This window comes from Curtobacterium sp. ME26 (genome assembly GCF_903970945.1).
Classification (GTDB): domain Bacteria; phylum Actinomycetota; class Actinomycetes; order Actinomycetales; family Microbacteriaceae; genus Curtobacterium; species Curtobacterium citri.
The window spans coordinates 1-20,114 of the sequence record NZ_CAJCKG010000039.1 but is presented as its reverse complement, the minus strand read 5'-3'; the positions used below and the strand labels follow the sequence as shown (position 1 = coordinate 20,114).

At 74.2% G+C, this 20,114-nt stretch carries 19 protein-coding genes; 13 read left to right on the top strand and 6 right to left on the bottom strand.

Translation table 11 applies throughout. The features are described 5' to 3' along the window. Nucleotides 1-43 precede the first annotated feature (43 nt). Nucleotides 44-814, top strand: a complete 771-nt coding sequence (map, locus tag H7A69_RS13525; RefSeq protein ID WP_182047465.1) for a type I methionyl aminopeptidase — start codon at nucleotides 44-46, stop codon at nucleotides 812-814. Here the strand turns inward: map and H7A69_RS13520 are convergent. Together H7A69_RS13520 and H7A69_RS13515 are read right to left on the bottom strand one after the other, a co-directional pair. Next, nucleotides 795-1,382, bottom strand: coding sequence for a 4'-phosphopantetheinyl transferase family protein (locus H7A69_RS13520; protein ID WP_182047464.1), 588 nt, complete (start codon nucleotides 1,380-1,382; stop codon nucleotides 795-797). The two genes, map and H7A69_RS13520, sit on opposite strands and share 20 nt — an antisense overlap. 35 nt (nucleotides 1,383-1,417) lie before the next feature. Continuing rightward, nucleotides 1,418-1,621: a hypothetical protein gene (locus H7A69_RS13515; RefSeq protein ID WP_058729997.1), complete on the bottom strand. Its 204-nt coding sequence runs from the start codon at nucleotides 1,619-1,621 to the stop codon at nucleotides 1,418-1,420. Nucleotides 1,622-1,825: 204 nt separating this feature from the next. Here H7A69_RS13515 and H7A69_RS13510 point away from each other — a divergent pair, with 204 nt between their 5' ends. The 5 genes from H7A69_RS13510 (at nucleotide 1,826) to H7A69_RS13490 (ending at nucleotide 7,438) form a co-directional block, all read left to right on the top strand. Continuing rightward, a complete protein-coding gene (locus tag H7A69_RS13510; RefSeq protein WP_182047463.1) occupies nucleotides 1,826-3,862 on the top strand; it encodes a TPM domain-containing protein in 2,037 nt (678 codons plus the stop codon). Nucleotides 3,863-3,955: 93 nt separating this feature from the next. Continuing rightward, nucleotides 3,956-4,681 (top strand): PspA/IM30 family protein, encoded by a 726-nt coding sequence (locus H7A69_RS13505; RefSeq protein ID WP_182047462.1) that lies wholly within the window; start codon nucleotides 3,956-3,958, stop codon nucleotides 4,679-4,681. A gap of 45 nt (nucleotides 4,682-4,726) precedes the next feature. Next, nucleotides 4,727-5,548, top strand: coding sequence for an arginase family protein (locus H7A69_RS13500; RefSeq protein WP_069710738.1), 822 nt, complete (start codon nucleotides 4,727-4,729; stop codon nucleotides 5,546-5,548). Between the two features lie 127 nt (nucleotides 5,549-5,675). Then, on the top strand, nucleotides 5,676-7,079 hold the full coding sequence (locus H7A69_RS13495; RefSeq protein ID WP_182047461.1) for a dihydrolipoyl dehydrogenase family protein: 1,404 nt from the start codon (nucleotides 5,676-5,678) through the stop codon (nucleotides 7,077-7,079). A 2-nt stretch (nucleotides 7,080-7,081) separates the two neighbouring features. Continuing rightward, nucleotides 7,082-7,438 (top strand): Fe-S oxidoreductase, encoded by a 357-nt coding sequence (locus H7A69_RS13490; protein WP_182047460.1) that lies wholly within the window; start codon nucleotides 7,082-7,084, stop codon nucleotides 7,436-7,438. A gap of 150 nt (nucleotides 7,439-7,588) precedes the next feature. Here H7A69_RS13490 and H7A69_RS13485 read toward each other — a convergent pair whose 3' ends face one another. Next, nucleotides 7,589-8,398, bottom strand: a complete 810-nt coding sequence (locus tag H7A69_RS13485; RefSeq protein WP_220456262.1) for an ABC transporter ATP-binding protein — start codon at nucleotides 8,396-8,398, stop codon at nucleotides 7,589-7,591. Then, nucleotides 8,395-9,306: a siderophore-interacting protein gene (locus tag H7A69_RS13480; protein ID WP_259346232.1), complete on the bottom strand. Its 912-nt coding sequence runs from the start codon at nucleotides 9,304-9,306 to the stop codon at nucleotides 8,395-8,397. Before H7A69_RS13480 ends, H7A69_RS13485 begins: the two co-directional genes overlap by 4 nt. Before the next feature lie 78 nt (nucleotides 9,307-9,384). Here H7A69_RS13480 and H7A69_RS13475 point away from each other — a divergent pair, with 78 nt between their 5' ends. The 6 genes from H7A69_RS13475 to H7A69_RS13450 all read left to right on the top strand — a co-directional run bounded on the left by H7A69_RS13475 (nucleotide 9,385) and on the right by H7A69_RS13450 (nucleotide 15,484). After that, nucleotides 9,385-10,401: an alpha/beta fold hydrolase gene (locus H7A69_RS13475; protein WP_182047459.1), complete on the top strand. Its 1,017-nt coding sequence runs from the start codon at nucleotides 9,385-9,387 to the stop codon at nucleotides 10,399-10,401. 63 nt (nucleotides 10,402-10,464) lie between these two features. Further along, complete coding sequence (locus H7A69_RS13470; protein WP_182047458.1) at nucleotides 10,465-12,021, top strand: ABC transporter substrate-binding protein; 1,557 nt, start codon at nucleotides 10,465-10,467, stop codon at nucleotides 12,019-12,021. Between the two features lie 46 nt (nucleotides 12,022-12,067). Further along, nucleotides 12,068-13,021, top strand: a complete 954-nt coding sequence (locus tag H7A69_RS13465) for an ABC transporter permease (protein WP_069710734.1) — start codon at nucleotides 12,068-12,070, stop codon at nucleotides 13,019-13,021. Then, nucleotides 13,018-13,887: an ABC transporter permease gene (locus tag H7A69_RS13460; RefSeq protein WP_182047457.1), complete on the top strand. Its 870-nt coding sequence runs from the start codon at nucleotides 13,018-13,020 to the stop codon at nucleotides 13,885-13,887. Before H7A69_RS13465 ends, H7A69_RS13460 begins: the two co-directional genes overlap by 4 nt. Next, nucleotides 13,884-14,705: an ABC transporter ATP-binding protein gene (locus H7A69_RS13455; RefSeq protein WP_182047456.1), complete on the top strand. Its 822-nt coding sequence runs from the start codon at nucleotides 13,884-13,886 to the stop codon at nucleotides 14,703-14,705. The genes H7A69_RS13460 and H7A69_RS13455 overlap by 4 nt, the downstream gene beginning before the upstream one ends. Then, complete coding sequence (locus tag H7A69_RS13450; protein ID WP_182047455.1) at nucleotides 14,702-15,484, top strand: ABC transporter ATP-binding protein; 783 nt, start codon at nucleotides 14,702-14,704, stop codon at nucleotides 15,482-15,484. Before H7A69_RS13455 ends, H7A69_RS13450 begins: the two co-directional genes overlap by 4 nt. A gap of 129 nt (nucleotides 15,485-15,613) precedes the next feature. Here H7A69_RS13450 and H7A69_RS13445 read toward each other — a convergent pair whose 3' ends face one another. Together H7A69_RS13445 and H7A69_RS13440 are read right to left on the bottom strand one after the other, a co-directional pair. Then, on the bottom strand, nucleotides 15,614-17,053 hold the full coding sequence (locus H7A69_RS13445; RefSeq protein ID WP_182047454.1) for an amidase: 1,440 nt from the start codon (nucleotides 17,051-17,053) through the stop codon (nucleotides 15,614-15,616). An 11-nt stretch (nucleotides 17,054-17,064) separates the two neighbouring features. Then, nucleotides 17,065-17,988, bottom strand: coding sequence for an NmrA family NAD(P)-binding protein (locus H7A69_RS13440; RefSeq protein WP_182047453.1), 924 nt, complete (start codon nucleotides 17,986-17,988; stop codon nucleotides 17,065-17,067). Nucleotides 17,989-18,107: 119 nt separating this feature from the next. Between H7A69_RS13440 and H7A69_RS13435 the strand changes: the two genes are divergently transcribed. Further along, on the top strand, nucleotides 18,108-19,079 hold the full coding sequence (locus tag H7A69_RS13435; protein WP_182047452.1) for a type II CAAX endopeptidase family protein: 972 nt from the start codon (nucleotides 18,108-18,110) through the stop codon (nucleotides 19,077-19,079). Nucleotides 19,080-20,114: the final 1,035 nt, after the last annotated feature.

The window sequence follows — 20,114 nt, the reverse complement described above, 5'->3', positions numbered from 1 at the left end:
TCCGATGATAGTACCGGCCGGACAGTACCGGTACGATCATCCCGTGATCGAGATCCTCTCCCCCGCCGAGGTCGACCGCGCACGCCGGACCGGTGCGCTCGTCGGCACGATCCTGCAGACCCTCCGTGCGCGCACGGGCGTGGGCACGAACCTGCTCGAGATCGACCGGTGGACCCGGACGATGATCGAGGACGCCGGTGCCGAGTCCTGCTACGTCGACTACGCGCCGTCCTTCGGACGCGGGCCGTTCGGGCACCACGTCTGCACCGCCGTCAACGACGCCGTGCTCCACGGGCTCCCCCACGACCGGGACCTCGCGGACGGCGACCTGCTCACGCTCGACCTCGCGGTGTCGCTGGACGGCATCGCCGCGGACGCCGCCGTCAGCTTCGTCGTCGGCACGGCCGACCCGGCGGACACCGCGATGATCGAGACGACCGAGCGCGCCCTCTCCGCCGGCATCGCCGCGGCCCGACCGGGTGCCCGGACCGGCGACCTGTCCCACGCGATCGGCAGCGTCCTCGCTTCCGCCGGCCACCCGGTCAACACCGAGTTCGGCGGCCACGGCATCGGGTCGACGATGCACCAGGACCCGCACGTGTCGAACGCCGGACGACCGGGCCGCGGCTACACCCTGCGCCCGGGGCTGCTCCTCGCGCTGGAGCCGTGGGTGATGGCGGACACCGACGAGCTCGTCACCGACCCGGACGGCTGGACCCTCCGGAGCGCCACGGGGGCCCGCACCGCCCACACCGAGCACACGATCGCGATCACCGAGGACGGCGCCGAGGTGCTCACCCGACCGGGGGTGTGACGCGGTCCTCGACCTCGACCGGCAGCCCGCCGGCCGCCACCGCGAGCACGGTGCCCGGAGCGGGCCACAGCACGGTGACCGGCTGCACGCGCCCCGCGAAGCGTGCGACCGAGCGCTCGAGGTCGACCGCCACCGCGGTGGGGTCGACACGCAGGCCCCGGCCGTCCCGCTTCAGCACGGCCTCCTTCACGGCCCAGGCAGCGGCTCGGTCGGCGTCCCCGCCGAGCCCTCGTCGTTCGGCCGGCCCGAAGGCGTCCAGCGGCGCGGCCGCGACACGGGCGACCTGCTCGAGGTCGATGCCGAGCGCCACGTCGGTGACGGCGGTTCCGCGGACGACGGCGAGGGCGGTCGCGCCGCCCGTCCGCGCGGTGCTCACGGGCACGGCGCGTCCGGCGGCGGTGGCCCAGGGTCGGCCGTGGTCGGTCGACCCGCAGTGCGGACAGACGCGCCCCGCGTGCACGGCGGCCACGTCGACGGCCGCAGCGGACGCGACGGCGGCGAGCAGGGCCTCCCGGTCGTCGCCGGACGGGACGATCGTCACCAGGACGGCGGGGGTCGGACGGGCCACGCGGCGAGCGTAGCGGGCGGCCCCGCCGCCGGCGGTCAGGCGTGCGTCAGTGCGATCAGCGCGACGTTCATGGTGCTGTAGGCGCCCTCGGACCGGGTGGCCTGGCGGACGCGACCCCGCAGGACCTCGTAGCGGCCGTCCTGCTCCCGGACGAACCCAATGACGCCGCTCGCCGGCGTCGAGACGCGGTGGTAGCCGTCCTCCAGTGGGACGACCTCTGTGCTCGTCGTGCGCTCCATGGTGCTTCCTTCCGCTCGTCGTCGAACGATGGCCTCCACCATACCCCGGTCCGGGGTACAAGCCCTCCACAAGTCGCCCATCACCGGGGGTTCTCGGAGCATCCACCCGTTGTGTGCGTCGCCTGGATAGCATCGGGGCCACGGCTCCCCCGCGGGGCCGCACCGAGGGTGCCGACGGCGCCCCCGCCGACGGACGGAGGACGGATGCGAGCGGTCCACGACGGATCGAGCACGGACGACACCGGAGCGGACCGGTCACCCCGGCGACCGAGGCCGCGCGCTCGGGGCGGGCGGGCCGCACGGCTCGCCGCCCGCCTCGGGAGCCTGCTCCTCGCCGCCGGACTCGTGCTCGCACCCGCCGCAGCCGCGCACGCCACCGACCCGGTCGACCTGGGCGGTGCGTACGTCGTCGACGAGGCCGGCGTGCTCAGCAGCAGCCAGCGGAGCGAGGTCGAGCGGGCCGTCTCCGACCTGTACGACCGCACGCAGACGCAGCTCTACGTGGTCTACGTCCCGACCTTCACGAACCCGAGCGACCACACCGCCTGGGGCGACGCCCTCATGGAGCGCAACCAGATCGACTCGGACGCCATCGTCCTGTCCGTGGCGGTCGACGACCGGATCGCGGACATCCAGCAGACGAACGAGACCGCGCTGTCCCGCGGGGACGTCGAGTCGGCGTACCAGGACGACGCCGTCCCGCAGCTGCGGAACGGCGACTGGGCGGGGGCCGCGGTGGCCCTCGTCGACGGACTCGTGCAGACCCAGGCACCGGCGGACCTCACGTGGCTCTGGGTCCTGCTCCTCGTGGTCGTCGTCGGTCTCGTGGTCGTCGTGCTGGTCGTCCGCACCCGCAACAAGCGCCGGGCGGCCGAGGCCGAGCGGGCGCAACAGGCCTCGCTCGCCGGGCTCGAGCGGAAGGCCGGCGGCGCACTCGTGACGATCGACGACGAGCTCCGCACGGCCGAGCAGGAGGTCGGGTTCGCCAGCGCGCAGTTCGGCGAGGACGCCGCGAAGCCCTTCGCCGAAGCGGTGGCCGCCGCGAAGCGCTCGGTGCGGCAGGCCTTCTCGTACCAGCAGCAGCTCGACGACGAGGTGCCGGACTCCCCGCAGCAGCGGGCGCAGTGGGCGAACGACATCATCGCGATCTGCGAGCGGGCGCACGCGTCGATCGAGGAGCAGACCGAGGCGTTCGACCGGCTCCGCGCGCTCGAGGACGGCGTGGAGGACGCCGCGACGGCGCTCGCGTCGGCGGTGGCCGCGGCGCCGGCCGACCTCGACGCGGCCCGTCGCGCACTCGAACGGGTCCGTGGGCAGTACACCGGCAGGACCCTCGCCACGGTCTCCGACAACGTCGCCCAGGCGGACCAGGTGCTCGGCTTCGCCACCGAACGTTCGCAGGCGGCGACCGCGGCCATCGCCGCGGGCGACAAGGGCGAGGCGGTGATCGCGGTCCGGGACGCCCAGCACGCCCTCGCGCAGGTGCAGCAGCTGACCACCAGCGCGACCGGAGCGGAGCGCACCTTCTCCGAGGCGTCGGCGCGGGCCGAGGCGATGCGCGTCGACATCGAGGGCGACGTCGCGGCGGCGCGTGCGATGCGCTCGGCCGACCCGGCGCTGGCGGGAGCCGTGACCCGCGCCGACACCGTGCTGCGGCAGGGCCTCGACCCGCGCGACCCGATCGCCGCGGTCGACGTCCTGACGCGGGCGAACACGGACATCGACGCCGCGCTGGCCGCGGCACGCGGTGCGCAGGAGCAGCGCCAGCGGGCGCAGCGGGCCCTCGACGACGCCCTGCGCGACGCCAGAGCGCGCATCAGCCAGGCGCGGGACTTCATCTCGGTCCGACGGGGCGGTGTCGGGACGACCGCGCGGACCCGGCTGTCCGAGGCAGAACGGGCACTCGACGACGCGGTGGACCTCGCGACGACCGATCCGGCCAGTGCCGTCCAGGCAGCGCGTGCCGCGGAGCAGTACGCGGCGGCGGCGATGGACGCGGCGAACGACGACATGGGCGGGTGGCCCGGCCAGGGCGGGGGCGGCGGCAACGGCGCACAGCTCGGCGGACTGGTCACCGGCATCGTGCTCGGTGGCCTGCTCGGTGGCCGCGGCGGCAGCTTCGGCGGCGGGTCCTTCGGCGGGGGCGGCTTCGGCGGCGGGGGCTTCGGCGGCGGCGGGGGCGGCTTCAGCGGCGGAGACGGCGGCGGTGGCGGGGGCTTCTCGGGCGGCGGCCGCTTCTGAACCCCGTCCCACCGACCGCCGCGGCCTGACCCGGCCAGCGGCGCAGCACGACCGAACCAGCACCACAACGGACCTTCCACGAAAGGGAAAGCAATGGCAAAGCAGACCATCTTCGGCCGGATCTCCTCGCTCATCCGGGCGAACGTGAACCAGATCATCGACGACGCCGAGGACCCGCAGAAGATGCTGGACCAGCTCGTGCGCGACTACTCGAACAACATCGCGGACGCCAAGACCGCGATCGCGCAGACGATCGGCAACCTCCGCCTGCTCGAGCAGGACCACGAGGAGGACAAGCGCGCCGCGACCGAGTGGGGGCAGAAGGCCGCGAACGCCTCCGCCGCTGCCGACAAGTACCGCGCGGAGGGCAAGACGGCGGACGCCGACAAGTTCGACAACCTCGCGAAGATCGCCATCGGCAAGCAGCTCGCCGCCGAGCAGGAGGTCAAGGACAACGAGGGACCGCTCGCCACGCAGAACGAGCAGGTCGAGAAGCTGAAGTCCGGGCTCGCGGGCATGGAGCAGAAGCTCGAGCAGCTCAAGGCCAAGCGCGACACCCTCGTCGCACGGCAGAAGACCGCCGAGGCGCAGTCGAAGGTGAACGACGCCATCGGCAACATCGACATCACCGACCCGACGAGCGACCTGAACCGCTTCGAGGAGAAGGTCCGTCGCGAGGAGGCGAAGGTGCTCGGCCAGCAGGAACTGCAGGCGTCGAGCCTCGACGCGCAGTTCGAGAGCCTCGAGGACGTCGGCCGTGACGCCGAGGTCGAAGCCCGGCTCGCCGCGCTGAAGAACGGCGGATCCAGCTCGATCTGAGCCGGTTCCCCGGACGACGCCGGACCGTGCTGACAGACTGAGACGATGCAGTTCCTCGTCGTCGGTCAGTGGCAGGGTTCGGCGTCGTCGCGCGCGATGCGCCTCGGCGACGGAGCGCAGGCCATCGCAGCCGATCTCCCCCGTGCCGCCACCACCGTCGTCGACGTCCCCGCCGGTGCCGGGGACCGCCTCGAGACCGCCGTCGCCCGCTACACGGCGGTCCGCGCGGTCGCCGAACGCGTCGCGGAGGAGGCGGGTGTCGCGAGCGAGCCCGTCCTCGTCGTCGGCGGCGACGGATCGAGCGTGCTCGGCGCCACCGTGCTCGTCCGACCGGGCACCGCATTCGTCCGCATCGCGGGCTCCAGCGGGTACCGGTCGCTGAACCGCGCGCAGCCGGTGGCGGCGGAGACCGCCGTGCTCCGGCTGCTCGTCGACCGGTCGGACGAGCTGTTCCCCGACCTGCCGACCGTCGACCCGGCGGCCGTCGTCGTCGCCGGCATCCGTGGGACGGACGACGCCGAGCTCGCCGCGCTCGACCGCATCGGCATCACCCACCTCGACGTGGACGCGGCCACCCCGGACGCGGTCGCGGCGGCCGTGGACGCCACCGGTGCCGAGGGGGTCTTCGTCCACGTCGACCTCGACGTCCTCGACCCGGCGGAGGTGGACGGGCTGCTCGAGCCGGTGCCCTTCGGCCTCGATGCCGCCGGGCTCGTGGAGCGCATCCAGGCGGCCACGCGCGGTCGCCGGTTGGTCGGTGCGGCCCTGACCGGGTTCGCGCCGGTCGACCCGGACCGCGCGGTCGACGACCTCGGCGTGATCCTCCGCGCGGTCGGCGCCCTGACGACGGCGTCACGCGCGGCCTGACCGGTCCCCGCGTCCGGCGCGCACCGACCGGTCCCCGCGGCACGCACTGACCGGTCCCCGCGTCCGGCACGCCGGTCCCCGCGTCGCACCCGGCCGATGCACCGTCGCCCCGCGTACGTTCGGGAGCATGACGGACTACGACCTCATCGTGATCGGAGCCGGCGCTGTCGGCGAGAACGTGGCGGACTACGCCCACAAGCGCGGCCTGTCGGTCGCCGTGGTCGAGGCCGAACTGGTCGGCGGCGAGTGCTCCTACTGGGCGTGCATGCCGTCGAAGGCCCTGCTCCGCAGTGGGCACGCGGTCGCCGCGGCGAAGCGCGTGGACGGAGCCGCCCAGGCGGTCACCGGACACGTCGACGCCGCGAAGGTGCTCGCCCGTCGCAACTCGTTCACCTCCGACTACCAGGACGACAGCCAGGTCGCGTGGCTCGAGTCCTCCGACATCGCCCTCATCCGCGGCCACGCCCGCATCACCGGCGAGAAGACCATCGAGGTCGGCGGCGAGACGCACACCGCACGCGCCGCCGTCGCGGTCGTCACCGGTTCGCTCCACCAGCTGCCGGACGTCCCGGGGCTCGCCGACGCACAGCCGTGGGGAACCCGCGAGGGCACCAGCGCCCAGGAGGTCCCGGAGAGCCTGCTCGTCATCGGCGGCGGCGTCGCCGGCTCAGAGCTCGCGACCGCGTGGGCCTCGCTCGGCTCGAAGGTCACCCTGGTCGCCCGACACGGTCTGCTCGGCGGCATGGAGCCCTTCGCCGGTGAACTCGTCGCCGACGCGATGCGCGAGCTCGGCATCGACGTGCGCACCGGCGTCAGCCCGACGCGTGTCGACCGCGACGAGCACGGCCTCGTGACCACGACGCTCGACGACGGCACCACGGTGGTCACGAGCGAGGTGCTCGCCGCGACCGGCCGCAAGGCCCACACCGCCGACCTCGGCCTCGAGACGGTCGGACTGACCGCCGGCGACTGGCTCGAGGTCGACGACACCATGCTCGTGCAGGGCACCGACTGGCTCTACGCGGTCGGCGACGTCAACCACCGCGCGCTCCTCACCCACCAGGGCAAGTACCAGGCGCGCGCCGCCGGCGAGGCGATCGCCGCCCGCGCCCAGGGCCGTCCCGTGCACGCCGAGCCGTGGGGCGCCCACGTCGCGACCGCCGACCACGCCGCCGTGCCGCAGGTGACGTTCACCGACCCCGAGGTCGCGAGCATCGGTCTGACCGAGGACGCGGCCCGGAAGCAGGGGGTGAACGTCCGCGCCGTCGAGTACGACCTCGGTGCCGTCGCGGGCTCCGCGCTGCAGGCGGACGGCTACACCGGCCGGGCGAAGATGGTCGTCGACGAGGACCGCGGCGTCGTCGTCGGCGTGACCTTCGTCGGACAGGACGTGGCCGAGATGCTGCACGCCGCCACGGTCGCCGTCGTCGGCGAGGTGCCGATCGACCGCCTCTGGCACGCCGTGCCGGCCTACCCGACCATGAACGAGGTCTGGCTGCGCCTGCTCGAGACCTACGGCCGCCCGGAGTAGGGGTGCGCAACCCGTTCCTCGACTCCCCCGCGTCCCGCGCCGGGTGGTTGTTCGCGACGGCCGTCGGGCTCGCGGTCGGCGTGCCGCTCTCGACCGGCCGCGTCCGGGTCGAGGACGGGTTGGTCGTCTGCACGGGCCTGCCGCGCTGGGTCTTCCGGCGCGGCGGCACGTGCGTCGGCTCCGTGTACCTGACGCGCGACAACGACGGACCGCGGGTGCTCCGCCACGAGCGCGTGCACGTGGCGCAGTGGCGGCGCTACGGCATGCTCATGCCGCTGCTGTACGCCGTCGCCGGACGGGACCCGCTGCGCAACCGCTTCGAGGTCGAGGCCGGCCTGGAGGACGGCGGCTACCGCTGACCTTCCGGTCCCGACCGCACCGAGCGGGCCGGAACTGAGCGGGCAGGTTCCGTCACGCCCGGTGCGCAGCACCGACCGGAACCCCCCACTCGGCAGACGTGAGCGGCAGGTCCTGCCCACTCGCGAGCAGCCCGCGGCTGCGCGGCGACCTCAGGCCGCGCGACGCCGCGGCACCACGAGGGGCGTGCCGGTCTCCGGGTCGGGGACGACCACGCACGGCAGCCCGAAGACGTCCTCGACCAGCTCGGACGTCAGGACCGCCGCCGGGGTCCCCTGCGCGACGATCGCCCCGTCGCGCATCGCCACCAGGTGCGTCGCGTACCGCGCGGCCTGGTTGAGGTCGTGCAGCACCGCGACGACGGTCCGTCCCGCGGCGTGCAGGGCCGAGGCGAGCTCGAGCACGTCGTACTGGTGGGCGATGTCGAGGAACGTCGTCGGTTCGTCGAGCAGGACGATGTCGGTCTCCTGCGCCAGCACCATGGCGATCCAGACCCGCTGCCGCTGTCCGCCGGAGAGCTCCCCCACGCTGCGGTCGGCGAGTGCGACCGTGTCGGTCTGCTCGAGGGCGGCCTGCACCGCGCGGCGGTCGGACCCGGACGACGGGTGCAGCAGGTCCTGGTGCGGGAAGCGCCCGCGGGACACGAGGTCGCGGACGGTGATGCCCTCGGGTGCGATCGGCGTCTGCGGGAGCATGCCGACCCGGCGCGCGACGGCCTTCGGGCGGTAGGAGGTGATGGGGGCGCCGTCGAGGAACACCGTGCCCGCGCTCGGGGTGAGGGTGCGGGCGAAGGCCTTGAGGAGCGTCGACTTGCCGCAGGCGTTCGGTCCGACGATGACGGTCAGCTCGCCGTCCGGCACGTCCACGTCGAGCGCGGAGACCACGACGCGGTCGTCGTACGCGAGCGTCAGGCCACGGACGCCGAGCGCCGTCGTCGGGAGCGGTGGCAGATCGGTGTTCAGTGCTCGGCCTTGCCGTGCCGCCAGTACCCCATGAACGCGACCTGCTCCCGGTCGAGCCCGACCCCGCGCACCAGGTGCCGACGGAGCTCCTTGACGCAGCCGGCCTCGCCCGCGATCCAGGCGTACACGGGCCGCTCGTCGACGGGCGCCGGCACGTCCCAGAGCACCTGCTCGTCCACGTCCACCTCGGAGAGCTCGACGCCGGACGGGTCGACGGCACCGGGGGCGGACGCGCCGACCACGACGTCCGAGGCCCACGCCTGCACCTGGTCGGTCATCCGGACGCCGTGCGAGGCACCGTTCCGGGCGATCCACCGGACCTCGACCCCGGCGGGCGCGGTCACGGGCAGCCGGTCGGCGTCGGTGGGGACCTCGATGAAGACGTGCCCGACCGCGGTGACGTCGAGCGCCTCGAGGATCGCGCAGATGGCCGGTGCGGCCGTCTCGTCGCCGGCGAGCAGGATGCGGGTGGCGCTGCCCGGCGCGAACTCGGCGGCGCCGCTCGGCAGCTCGGCGGGCGACGACGGCACGGCCGGCCCGACGATGCGCAGCTCGTCGCCGACGCGGCACGACGAGACCCAGCGCGACGCCGGGCCGGTGTCGCCGTGGGCGACGAAGTCGATGTCGAGCTCGTGAGCGTCGGGGCGGAACGACCGCACGGTGTAGGTCCGCAGCGGGTTGCGCTCCGCGTCCGGTAGGGCACGCCAGGCGCCGTACCAGTCGTCGCCGTCGGGCAGGTCGGTGAACCCGTGCCCGGGGATCGGCAGGACGAGCTTGATCCGCTGGTCGAGCCCGACCGCCGAGAAGTCGGCGAGGGCGTCACCGGTGAGCGTCACCCGGACGAACGAGGGGGTGAGCGCGGTGACGGCCGCCACGCGGACGGAGAAGACGCGGTACCGGGCTGCCACGAGAACGAGTATGGCATGCCTCACCTAACCCTTCCAGGGTGGAACGGGGTACCGCCCCCGGGTGCGAGGATCGGAACCGTGCACGAACCCGACGACGAATTCGCGGACCTGGCCGCGCTCGCAGCGGCGAGCGGCGTGGCGGAGCCGCTGCGCGCCTCCCGGCAGGTGGTCCGGACCGACGACGGTCGCGAGACCGCCGCGATCCGGTGGGACACGGCGGACGGACGGGAGGCGCGGATCACCTACCTGCACGGGCTCGGCATCGACGCGCACAGCTTCGACCAGACCGCGATCGCGGTCGGCGAGCCGGCGGTCGCCCTCGACCTGCCCGGGCACGGCGGGTCGTCGTGGCGGGACGACGCGGACTACGGTGCCACCGCGACGGCACCGCAGGTGCTGGCCGCGCTCGACGCGCTCGGGGTGCCGCCCGGCGTCGTCGTCGGGCACTCACTCGGTGCGATCCTCGCGGCACGGCTCGCGGCGACGGCGCCCGAGCGGGTGACGGGCCTCGTGCTCGTCGACATGTCGCCCGACTTCGCGCAGCGGGCGGTCGACCGGATCGCCCGGGCGCTCGAGGACGAGACCCCGTTCGCCTCGCTCGACGAGGTGGTCGACCGCGCGGTCGAGGCACGCGTCGGCGACGACCGGGCGGTGCTCCTGCGCGAGGCGCGGCACACCACGCGGCTCGGCGAGGACGGCCGGCTCGTGCGGCGGCACCACTTCCCGCACCTGGCCGGCCGGACCGCGTCGGTCGGCCGGTTCGCCGACGCGTGGCCGGACCTCGAGGCCCTGGACGTCCCGCTGCTGCTCGTCCGCGGCGACCGCGGGTACGTCTCACCGAAGCTGCACACCGGGTTCACGGAGCGGCTGCCGGACGCGGAGGTCGTCACCGTCACGGCCCGGCACGCCGTGCAGAACCAGGCACCCCTCGAACTGGCGGCGGCGATCCGGGCATGGGGCGAGCGGCACGGGGTGTTGCAGCCGGTGACGTCGCTGCGGCCCGACGGATCGTCGCTCCTGGATGGGTCGATGCACCCGGACGGGTTGTTGCACCCCGTACAGGAACCGTCGCCGGACACCCCCGAGCGCCGGTAACCTCGTGCGAGCGCGACGCGACGACCGTCGACGGCACGCGCCCGGAAGGAACCCACACACCCCATGAGTCCGCTCCTCCCCCGCACCGGGACCCGCACCAGGACCCGCACCAAGACCCGCACCGGGACCCGCTCGGCACGTCTCGCCCTGGCCGCCACCGCGGTCGCCGTCGTGTCGGCCCTGACGCTCACCGCCTGCTCGGGCTCCTCGGACGACCGCGGCGGCGCCGACGCCACCGTGCGCGTCGGGCTCGTGCTCGAGCCGACCAGCCTCGACATCCGCAAGCAGTCCGGGGCGGCACTCGACCAGGTGCTCATCGACAACGTCTACCAGGGCCTGGTCGGCCGGACGGCGGACGGGGAGATCCGCGACGTGCTCGCATCGCGGCACGAGGTCTCCGCCGACGGCAGGACCTACACGTTCACGCTGCGCAAGGGCACGACCTTCCAGGACGGCAAGCCCGTCACCGCCGCCGACGTCGTCTGGTCGCTGCAGCAGGTCAAGGACGACGCCGGCTACGTCGACTCGGCGAAGCTCGCCGGGGTCACCTCGATCAGCTCGCCGTCGGACGGCGTCGTCGAACTGCGCCTGGCGAAGCCCGACTCCGACCTGCTCTTCACCCTGACCGGTCGCGCGGGCCTGGTGCTCGAGCAGGCCGCGCGGAACGACCTGTCCGACAGCGCGAACGGCACCGGACCGTTCGAGGTGTCCTCGTGGAAGCAGGGCGACTCGCTGACCTTCAGCCGCAACGACGACTACTGGGGCACCGAGCCGAAGGTCGCGAAGATCGTGTTCCGGTACATCACGGACCCGTCGACGGCCGTGAACGCGATGGCGAACGGCGACCTCGACGTGCTCAACCCCGTCGACGGCACGCTGCAGGGCCAGCTGCAGGGCAACCCGGACATCGCGCTCCACCGCGGCAGGACGACCGACAAGTACACGCTCGCGTTCAACGACGCCCGGGCACCGTTCACCGACGTGCGGGTGCGGAAGGCCATCCGGCAGGCGATCGACCCGAAGGCGCTCATCAAGGCAGTCGGCGGCACGGGCGTCGAGCAGGGCGGCCCGATCCCCGAGCTCGACCCGGGCTACGAGGACCTCACCGCGATCGACGCGTACGACCCGGCCAACGCGAAGAAGCTCCTCGCCGAGGCGGGGAAGCCCGACCTCGACCTGACGCTCACCTACGCGAACGTCTACCCGGCGACGATCGGCGACGTGCTCAAGTCGCAGCTCGCCGACGTCGGCATCACGCTGAAGGTCGAGCGCGTCGACTTCGCCACGTGGCTGTCGCAGGTCTTCCAGGACAAGGACTTCCAGCTGTCGATGGTCGACCACGTCGAGGCCCGGGACTTCGGCAACTGGGCGAACCCGGACTACTACTTCGGCTACGACAACGCGGAGGTGCGGGCGCTGTACGCCGAGTCGCTCGCCGCGACCTCGGATACCGCGAAGGTCGAGGCGCTCCGCAAGGCCGCCCGCATCGTCAGCGAGGACGCCGCCGGCGAGTGGCTGTACACCGCGACGGAGATCACGGCCGTGCGCAAGGGCGTCACCGGGTTCCCGGTCGACGGCGGGAACTCGCGACTCGACCTGTCGAAGCTGGCGCTCGGGTGAGCCCGGCTCCACGGGACGGGGCGCCGTTCCCCGTAGCATCGGGGACGTGACCCGGTTCCTCGTCGGGCGACTGCTCCTGCTCGTCGTCGGCCTGCTCGTCGCGAGCATCATCGTGTTCGCGACGCTGCGCGTGCTGCCCGGCGACGTCGCGCAGGTCGTCGCCGGCACCGAGTCGACGCCCGCGCAGGTGGAGCAGCTCCGGCAGCAGCTCGGCCTCGACCGTCCGGTCGTCCTGCAGTACCTCGACTGGATCGGCGGGGTCCTGCGCGGCGACCTCGGACGCTCCCTGGTGACCAACGGCGCCGTCGGCCCGGAGATCGCGCAGAAGCTCGCCGTGACCCTGCCGCTCGCAGGCATGTCGCTCGTGGCGGCGCTCGTGATCGGGGTGCCGCTCGGTGTGCTCGCCGCGGTGCTCCGGCGTCGCGCGGGCGGTGCCGTGATCGGCTTCCTCGCGCAGGCCGTCGCCGCGGTGCCGGTCGTCTGGGCCGGCATGCTCCTCATCGCCCTCTTCGCGGTGACGCTGCACTGGCTGCCGACGCAGGGCTTCCCGCTCGACGGGTGGGACGAACCCGGACGGGCGTTCTCCTCGCTCGTGTTGCCGGCGCTGACGATCGGCGCCGTCGAGGGTGCGGTGATCCTGCGCTTCACCCGCTCGGCGACACTGTCCGTGCTCGACGCCGACCACGTCCGCACCGCCGCGGCCGTCGGGCTCACCCGCACGCAGGCGCTGCTCCGGCACGGCCTGCCGTCGGTGGCGCTCACCGTGCTGGCCGTGCTCGGCGTGCAGATCGCCGGGCTCCTCGTCGGCGCGGTCGTCGTCGAGCAGCTGTTCTCGCTCCCCGGCGTCGGCCGCATGCTCGTGACCGACGTCGGCCGTCGGGACGTCACGAAGGTGCAGTCGGAGCTCCTCGTCCTCACCGGCCTGGTGCTGCTCGTCGGCTTCGCGGTCGACGTCGTGCACCGCGCACTCGACCCGCGGCAGCGGGAGGTGGGCGAGTGATCCGCCGCCTGCTCGCCCGGCCGACGGGGTGCTTCGCCGTGGTCGTCCTCGGGCTGCTCGTCGTGCTGGCCGTCGTGTCGCTGTTCTGGACCCCGCAGGACCCATTCCGCGCAGACCCGTTCCGGCAGTGGGCCGCGCCGGGTCCGGCGCACTGGTTCGGCACCGACGCCGCGGGCCGGGACATCGCGAGCTACCTGCTCGCCGGCACCCGCACGACCGTGCTCGTCGCACTCGGGTCCGGGGTCGTCGCGAGCGTCGTCGGGATCGTCCTCACCGCGGTCGGCTCGCTGACCACGCGGTGGGTGCGCGAGGGCACGGCCGTGCTCCTCGACATCCTCGTCGCGTTCCCGACGCTCCTCACCGCGATGCTCCTGACCGCGGTGTTCGGCGGCTCCCTCGGCGTCGTCGTCGTCAGCGTCGGCCTGTCCTTCGGTGTCTCGATCGCCCGCGTCACCCGCGGGGAGATCCGCCGCATCGCCCGGAGCGACTACGTCGTGGCCGCCCGGGCGTCCGGGGTCGGTCCGCTCGGCGTGCTCACCCGGCACCTCGTACCGAACGCGGCGCCTCTGTTCACGGTGCAGCTGTCGCTCGCGATGGCGACCGCGGTCCTCGCCGAGGCCGGGCTGTCGTACCTCGGGTACGGCGCCGGGTCGGACACCGCCTCGTGGGGCAACCTGCTCGCCGACCTCCAGACCTACATCGGCGTGCACCCCTGGAGCGCCACCTGGCCGGGCGCCGCGATCGCCCTCGTCGTCGCCGCCCTGTCGCTGCTCGGCGACGCGGTGCGCGACGCGACGGACCCGCGCCTCACCACCGGGGACCGCGCGCCGAGCAGCACGACGACCACCCCGGGGGTGACGGCATGACCGACGCGACCACCCACCGGACCGAGCGCGACGGACTCGAGGTGCGCGGGCTGACGGTCCGCATCGCGGGGCGGACGGTCCTCGACGACGTCACGTTCACCGTGCCTCCCGGCCGACGCGTCGGCGTCATCGGCGCCTCCGGGTCCGGCAAGTCCATGACCTCGCTCGCCCTGATGGGGCTCGAGCCCACCGGGGCGGAGGTCACCGGCAGCATCCGCCTCGACGGCACCGAGCTCGTCGGCCTGCGCGACCGCGAGCGCGCACGGCACCGCGGTTCCGGGATCGGCATGGTGTTCCAGGAACCGGGCACGGCGCTCGACCCCCTCCGCCGCGTGGGTGCGCAGGTCGCCGAACCCCTCCGGCTGCACCGCGGCCTGGACCGTCGTGCGGCGGCCACGGCGGCCGTCGCCCTCGCGGACGCCGTCGGGCTGCCCGATCCGGCCTCGCTCCTGCGCCAGTACCCGCACCAGCTGTCCGGCGGGCAGCGGCAGCGGATCTGCATCGCGATGGCGATGGCCGGCTCCCCCGCCTACCTGGTGGCGGACGAACCCACGACCGCCCTCGACGTGACCACCGAGGCGCGCATCCTCGAGCTGTTCGCGCGGCTCTCGACCGACCGCGGCACCGGCATGCTCTTCGTGACACACGACCTGGCGGTGCTCGCGCGGATCGCGGACCAGGCCGTCGTGCTCGACCACGGACGGGTCGTCGAGCAGGGTTCCGTCCGTGCGCTCCTCGACGCCCCACGACACCCGGCGTCGGCCGCCCTCGTCGACGCCGCCCGTGCCACCGCGCGACTGACCGGAGGCTCCGCATGACCGACGCGCTGCGCGCCAGCGGGCTCCACCGCACCTACCGCCTGCCGCGCCGGGGTCCGTTCGAGCCCGGACCGGTGCGCACCGCGGTGGACGGCGTCGACCTGACGGTCGCCACCGGGTCGCGGCTGGGGATCGTCGGCGAGTCCGGGTCGGGCAAGTCGACGCTGGTGCGCCTGCTCGCCGGCCTGGAGGCGCCCACCACCGGCACCGTGACGGCCGGCGGTCGTCCGGTGGTCGCCTCGGCCTCCGCGCGCACCATGCGCTGGTTCCGTCGCGAGACCGGGACCGTGTTCCAGGACCCGTACGCCTCGCTCGACCCGCGGATGCGCGTCGGGGCGATCGTCGGCGAGCCGCTGCGGGCGCTCCGGGTGCCGGGACAGCACGCCGACCTCGTGCGCGACGTGCTCGAGCGGGTCGACCTGCCCGCCGACGCCGTCGACCGGTACCCGCACGAGTTCTCCGGTGGGCAGCGGCAGCGGATCGCCATCGCGCGGGCGGTCGTGCACGGGCCGCGGGTCCTGTTCGGCGACGAGCCGATGAGCGCCCTCGACGTGGTGGTCCGTGCACGCGTGATCGACCTCTTCCGGTCGCTCGCCGACGACCTCGGGCTGACGCTCGTGCTCGTGTCGCACGACATCGGCGTGGTGCAGCGGCTGTGCGACACCGTCGCGGTGCTGTCGGCCGGGAGGATCGTCGAGCAGGGACCGGTGTCGCTCCTCGACGACCCGCAGCACGCGGTGACGCGGGCGCTCGTGGCGGCGGCGCCGACGCTGCCGTAGGCGCGCCGGGCCCTGCGTCGCTGGGCCCGGTCCGCCCCGGCGGCGGTCGGTCGGCCGGCGCGCGGCCTGCGACGTTGCGCGTGTCGATCGACACGCGTCACGTCGCAGACGCCGCACCTCAGGCCCGCGTCACCACTGCGGCGGGTGGCGCCGCTGCCAGCGCAGCCGGCGTTCGAGCTGGGCGCCGATCGCGAGCAGGACGCGCTCACCGCCCGGTCGCCCGACGAGCTGCACGCCCATCGGCAGCCCGGCACCGTCGGGGTGCCCCTCCTCGGTGACGCCGACGGGCAGCGTGATCGCGGGCAACCCCGACACGTTCGCCATCGACGTCCACGGCGAGTACGCGCACTGCCGCCGGAAGTCCTCCTCCGGGTCGTCGCCGTACCAGCCGAGCGGCCGCGGGGTCAGCGCCAGGGTCGGCGTGAGCACGGCGCCGAAGGGGTCGAAGGCCCGGATCAGGCCGGCCGAGAACGTGTCGAGGGTCGCCGTCGCGTCGAGCACCCGCTCGGCGGTCAGCCGTCCGGCACGTTCGACGAGCCACGCCACGAGCGGGGTCAGCTCGGACCGGTCGAGGCCCGGCACGCGCAGCAGGCCGGCGGCACTCGACTCCCAGGCCGTGCGGAAGGCGTCGGCGTACGGCAGCCGGGGCATCGCCACTTCCTCCACCCCGTGCCCGACCTCGCCGAGCACCCGCACGGCGGTCGCCACCGCGGCCCGGGCTGCCGGGTCGACCACGACGTCGACGGACTCGTCCCACGGCGACCCCTCGAGCACCCCGACGACGAACCGGCCCTCGCCCCGGACGGCGGCGGCCGTGAACGGTCCCTCGCCGACCTCGGGGGTGACGAGCGCGTACGGCGACGGCTCCGGCAGCCCGGTCGGCGCCACGAGGCCGTCGAGGAGCATCCCGGCGTCGGCCACGTTCCGCGTGATCGGTCCGGCGACGCTCAGCCCACCGACCCCGGAACGCCCGGGCATCGACGGCACCCGCCCCCGGCTCGGCTTGAGCCCGACGAGTCCGGTGGCGGCGGCGGGGATGCGCACCGAGCCCCCGCCGTCGGTGCCGACCGCCGCGGGCAGGAGTCCGGCCGCGACGGCCACCGCCGTGCCGCTCGACGACCCGCCCGGCGCCCGTTCCGTGTCGTACGGGTTGCGGGTCGTGCCGAACCGGGTCTCGGACGACGAGGACATGCCGAACTCCGGCGACGTCGTCTTGCCGAGGCTCACGGTCCCCGCCGCGGCGAGCGCCGCCACCAGCGGATGGTCGACGGTCGCGGGCGTCACCGGCAGCGCGGTCGAGCCGTGCCGTGTCGGGACCCCGGCCCGGTCGTACAGGTCCTTGTCCGCGGTGGGCAGGCCCCACAGCGATCGGGAGGTCGGTACGAGCGACCCGAGCCGTTCCGCCCGCTCACGCGCGGCGACGGCGGTGACGGTGACGAACGCCCCGAGGGACGGGTCCAGCCGCTCGATCCGGGCGAGGTAGTGCTCGGTCACCTCGAGCGCCGTCGCGTCCCCCCGGCGGATCCAGTCCCAGAGTTCCTGTGCGGCGAGGTGGTGGAGTTCGAACACGGTCCCCGAGCCTAGGCGGACGCCGGTGCGTCGAGGTGCGCGGCGAGGACGTCCCGCACGGTGGTCCAGCGGTGCGGCCCGTAGCGGTCGTTCGCCACGTGGTGCAGCTCGGCCTCGCCGCTGAACATGCTGACGAAGTACTGCATCCCCTGCCACGCGGGGAACGGTTCCTCGTCCCCGGCGCTCGACAGCCGTCGGCCGATGCGTGCCATGCCGGAGAGGGTGCTCGCGGTCCCGGCCCACTGCGTCCGGAAGCGCGTGCCGGTGAGCTGCGACAGGGTGTCCGCGACGCTCCTGGCCGTCACCCGCTCCCCGGCGACCTCGACGTACCGCGGTGCGTCCGGGTCGAGCGCGGCGAGAGCCGTCACCCGTGCGGTGTCGTCCTTCGTCGTGAAGTCGAGCACCTGGTCGGCGGACGACCAGTACAGGACCGTGCGACGGTCGAACAGGATCATCGGGGCCTGTCCGGTGAGCATGTCGGTGAAGGCGCCGTTCAGGACCGAGGTGGCCCGGACGGGTGCGGCGTCGACGGTCGCGGCGAACTCGCGGCGCAGCTCGAAGTTGCGGTTGGTCCCGGGGGTGATCGCCCGGTAGTCGGCGGAGTAGTCCGACGGGACGAACCGCGGCACCCCGGCGGCGACGGCCGCGCGGAGCAGGGCGGTCTGCGCGTCGACGATCACGGACCGGGTGCCGCTCACCGCGGAGACGGCGACGTCGACCCCGGCGAGCGCCGACACGAGCGCGTCGTGGTCGTCGTAGGCGGCGCTGACGACCGACACCCGGTCGGACGCGGCGGCGAGCCGATCGGCGGCGGGCGAGGAGCCCGACCGGGTGAGCACCCGGACGCGCACGTCGGGGTCGTGGTCGAGGAGTGCGCGGACGATGCGCGCACCGAGGTCGCCGGTGGCGCCGGCGACGAGGACGGTGGTGGTCATGTCCCCGACGGTACGCACGTGCGGCGGTCGCGGCACCGGCTTGCATCCTTCGGTGGAGGTCCCGGGGTGCATCCCTCCGCCGGTCGTCCGGTTGCACGGCCGTTCCTAGCGTGGACGGCATGACGAACACCACCGAAGTCCGGCCCGGCGCCGGCACCGTCGTCCCCGAACGGACGGGGGTCGCGGGCCTGGTCTCCCGGCACCCGCTCGCCTCCTTCGCCACCCTGGCGCTCGGCCTCAGCTGGCTCGCCTGGGTGCCGTACATCCTGAGCCCGCACGGTCTGGGCGTCTGGGACCTGCACTTCCCGGAGCTCCTCGGCACCGCGCAGTTCACCGGCGTCCTGCCCGGAGCGCTCCTCGGTCCGCTCGGCAGCGCCTTCGTCGTCACGGCGATCGCCGACGGTCGGCCGGGGCTCCGGCGGTGGGTCGGTCGCCTCTGGCGCTGGCGGGTCGCCTGGTACTGGTACGCACTGGCCCTGGTCGGCGTCCCGGCGCTCATCGTCCTGACGGGCCTGCCCTTCTCGGGCGGGAACGTCCAGGCGCCGACCGCCCTCGCCCTGCTCGCCCTCGTGCCGGGTCTCGTGGTGCAGCTCTTCACCACGGGTCTGTCGGAGGAGCCCGGCTGGCGTGACTTCGCCCTCCCCCGCCTGCAGGACCGCTTCGGACCGCTCGGTGCCGCCGCCGTGCTCGGCCCGCTGTGGGCGCTCTGGCACATGCCGCTGTACCTGTCGGACTGGGGCGGGTGGCCGGACGCACACTGGTCGGAGCCGGTCGTCTTCGCGCTCTTCACGATCACCTTCAACGTCGTCATGACGTGGGTCTTCAACCGGACCGGTGAGAGCCTGCCGGTCGCGCTCCTGCTGCACGTCGGGGTGAACAACACGATCTCGACCCTCTGGGCCGACATGTACCCGGGGATGACCGCCGGCACGATGATGCAGGGGCTCACCATCGTCTCGACGGTGGCCGCCGCGGTCCTGCTGGTCGCCACCCGTGGTCGGCTCGGGTACGACCGCCGGCCGGGAGGCCCGGATCGCCTCCCGACGCCGGCCCCCGCCCGCCTCGTAGGATCGAACGATGGCACCCGCTGAAGCGAGTGCGGCTCGCGTCGCCGCCGACTCCCGCACCGCGCGGGTCGGCGGCGACCGTCGTCTCCGTCGGAACGACGTCCTGGTCGCCGTCGCGACCGCCGTCGTCTCGCTCGGACTGCTGCTCGGGCTGCCCTTCCTGGACCGGATCGACCCGGACACCGTCGGTCCACGCCTCGACGCCCCGACGGTCGGCAGCGGGGCCTGGCTGCTCGCCGCCCTCGGGCTCCTCGTGCAGTCCGCGGTCCTGCTCGCCGCGCGACCCGCCCCCCGGGTCTCCCTCGTCGCGGTCGCCGCGGTCCCGGTCATCGCAGGGACCGCCACCCACGAGAGCAGCGACGTGTTCGGCCTGGCCGCGCTCCCGGTCGTGGTCGCCGTCGTCCTGACCGCCCTGCGCGTCCCGGTCGGACGGCTCTGGCCGGCACTGGTCGTCGCGGCGGGTCTCGTCGCGACGGGCACCGCGGAGAACTGGATCCTCCTGCACGGAGCGCTCTCGGGCCGCCCCGTGTCGGCCGCGGTGCTCGACGCCGCACCGCAGGGGTTCACCCAGGCGGTCGGAGCCGTCGGACTCCCGCTCGTCGTCGCCCTGGTCGTCCGGTCGCGGCGCGACGTGCGGGCGGCACGGGAGGCCGAGGTCGCTGCCCGCACCGCCGAGGCCTCGGCCGTCGTGCGCGAGCAGGACGCCCGCGTCGACGCCGCCGTCTCGCGCGAACGGACCGCGATGGCGCGGGAGCTGCACGACATCGCGGCGCACCACCTGTCCGGCATCGCCCTCATGTCGGCCGTGATCGACCGGCAGATCGACACCGACCCGGCCGCCGCACACGAGGGCGTCCGCCAGGTGCGGGAGCAGAGCACCGCGGTGCTCGAGGACCTCCGTCGCCTGGTCGGCCTGCTCCGTGACGACGCCCCGGCCGAACGCGCCGTGGAGACCGTCGCCGGGATCGTCGACCTGGTCGAGCGCGCCCGGTACCGGTCCGCGGTGCGCCTCGAGGTCGTGCCGGGCGACCCGACCGGAAGAGCACACGTCTGAACTCC

Coding starts and splice junctions, on each gene's coding strand:
- H7A69_RS13515 (WP_058729997.1), bottom strand. CDS start 1,621: ATGGAGCGCACGACGAGCACAGAGGTCGTCCCACTGGAGGACGGCTAC.
- H7A69_RS13455 (WP_182047456.1), top strand. CDS start 13,884: ATGACCGACGCGACCACCCACCGGACCGAGCGCGACGGACTCGAGGTG.
- H7A69_RS13505 (WP_182047462.1), top strand. CDS start 3,956: ATGGCAAAGCAGACCATCTTCGGCCGGATCTCCTCGCTCATCCGGGCG.
- H7A69_RS13450 (WP_182047455.1), top strand. CDS start 14,702: ATGACCGACGCGCTGCGCGCCAGCGGGCTCCACCGCACCTACCGCCTG.
- H7A69_RS13495 (WP_182047461.1), top strand. CDS start 5,676: ATGACGGACTACGACCTCATCGTGATCGGAGCCGGCGCTGTCGGCGAG.
- H7A69_RS13470 (WP_182047458.1), top strand. CDS start 10,465: ATGAGTCCGCTCCTCCCCCGCACCGGGACCCGCACCAGGACCCGCACC.
- H7A69_RS13500 (WP_069710738.1), top strand. CDS start 4,727: ATGCAGTTCCTCGTCGTCGGTCAGTGGCAGGGTTCGGCGTCGTCGCGC.
- H7A69_RS13510 (WP_182047463.1), top strand. CDS start 1,826: ATGCGAGCGGTCCACGACGGATCGAGCACGGACGACACCGGAGCGGAC.
- H7A69_RS13435 (WP_182047452.1), top strand. CDS start 18,108: ATGACGAACACCACCGAAGTCCGGCCCGGCGCCGGCACCGTCGTCCCC.
- H7A69_RS13440 (WP_182047453.1), bottom strand. CDS start 17,988: ATGACCACCACCGTCCTCGTCGCCGGCGCCACCGGCGACCTCGGTGCG.